The organism is Lysobacter korlensis (assembly GCF_042434515.1).
Window position 1 is genome coordinate 1 of the sequence record NZ_JBHLTG010000037.1, and the last position, 1,789, is coordinate 1,789.

The window sequence follows — 1,789 nt, forward strand, 5'->3', positions numbered from 1 at the left end:
GCGCGCTGTCTGGGACGGTCGGCACGCCGGAGTGCGGCAATAGCGTGCCGAGGAAGAAAGCCAAGATCGCTGCGCTGCTCGCCATGGGGCCTAACACGTGAGTTAAGCCGCGCCGCGAAGCGGCGTCGGCTTGGACGAATTGTTAGGGCTCACCGGCGGGCGCCGCCATGTGCGCCAGCTCCCAGATGTGACCGTCCGGGTCCTCGAAGCCGTGCCCATACATGAAGCCGTGATCCTTGGCTTCGCGATAGGCCCGACCACCGTGCTGCTCTGCGAGTGCTACGAGCTGATCTACGCGCTCTCGGCTCTCGCAGCTCAGGCAGTTCAAGACCTCTGTGGTCGCGCGCGCGTCCGCAATGGCCTTGTCCGTGAAGCCGGCAAAGAACGGCTTGGCAAGCAGCATCACGAGGATGTTGTCCGCGAGCACCACGCACGCCGCCTGTTCATTGCTGAATTGCTCGTTGATGCCGAAGCCGAGCCCGATAAAGAAGTCTCGTGAGCGCGGGACGCTCTCGACGGGGAGGTTGATGAAAATGGTTTGAGTCACGTGGATCTCCCTGTGAGCCCTAACACCTGAGTTAAGCCGCGCCGCGAAGCGGCGTCGGCTTGGACGAACTGTTAGGCACGAGTATGCCCGCCGAAGCGAGGAGAGAACACTGGCCCGGGCTCTGATTGCACGAGGCGGCGCAGGACGACACAGCAATGCAGGCGAGCCACGGCCGGAAGTGGCCGAAGCCGCAGAACCCGCCGGCAAGGTAGAGGCAGAGCGGCCGCCAGGCTTGCAGGGCAGGGCGTAGGACTTTGACGGCTGCGAACGTTGATGCCTGCAGCACCCTGTGTCCGAAGGCAGGCAACCGTCCCGAGCCAACCCCCGAGCGCCCTCCGGCAACTGCAGCGCCGTTGCCGGACTCTCCACGAAGAGCGAGAGGGCAACACAAAGATTACGGATGTTGCCCGCCTAACACCTGAGTTAAGCCGCGCCGCGAAGCGGCGTCGGCTTGGACGAATTGTTAGCGATCATCTTCGCTCACGGATACTCGAAGTCGGCTTTGTATTTGCCATTCGAGGGCAGCACAAAGGTACACGATTTGAATAGACCCTTCTCAGGTGTACTGGTCAGGCGAGCCAGCTGGAAAAAGCAATCATCAAACAACGTGTGGTCAACGAAGAACTGTCCTTCCTTGGCTAGCCAGCGCTTAGGGCGATACCAAATGCAGTACTCAGACACGTCATCGATTTCGACGATGGTGAACTCTACGGTGATCTGCTCCCAAGGCTCCGGTACCGCCTCAGCTAGCCAAGCCCCAATAGCTTCGTAGCACTCAAAGGGATTTGCAAAGACCTGTGCCATGAGCGCTAACACCTGAGTTAAGCCGCGCCGCGAAGCGGCGTCGGCTTGGACGAATTGTTAGGCCGCGGCGCCCAGATCCAGCGCGAGCCATATGCCTAAGGCGGCAAGGAGGCATGTGCTGAACGCGATGCCGGACCACAAGTAGAGCCGGACCATTTTATGCGATGGATCAGAGCGGCTGCGAGCCGCGTTCCGCAAGGCTCGGAAGGACGACGGCCATAGACCCTGGAACCGATGGGGGAGCCTACGCTGCACAAAGAAGGCGACGGCCCAGGCGAGCATGCCGGCCAGCACGAACGTTACAAAAAGGGTAGTTCCGACGCCGTTAGCTTCCATAGCGGCCTAACACCTGAGTTAAGCCGCGCCGCGAAGCGGCGTCGGCTTGGACGAATTGTTAGGGCCGTAAGCGCGTGACCCTAGCCGCCCAGAACCTTATGC

Annotated in this window: 2 protein-coding genes; both read right to left on the minus strand. The window is 61.2% G+C overall.

The genetic code is table 11. The annotated features are described in order from the left end of the window. Positions 1-142: 142 nt before the first annotated feature. Positions 143-547 (minus strand): VOC family protein, encoded by a 405-nt coding sequence (locus ACFFGH_RS34295; protein WP_386677430.1) that lies wholly within the window; start codon positions 545-547, stop codon positions 143-145. A gap of 480 nt (positions 548-1,027) precedes the next feature. Further along, complete coding sequence (locus tag ACFFGH_RS34300) at positions 1,028-1,351, minus strand: hypothetical protein (RefSeq protein ID WP_386677432.1); 324 nt, start codon at positions 1,349-1,351, stop codon at positions 1,028-1,030. Positions 1,352-1,789: the final 438 nt, after the last annotated feature.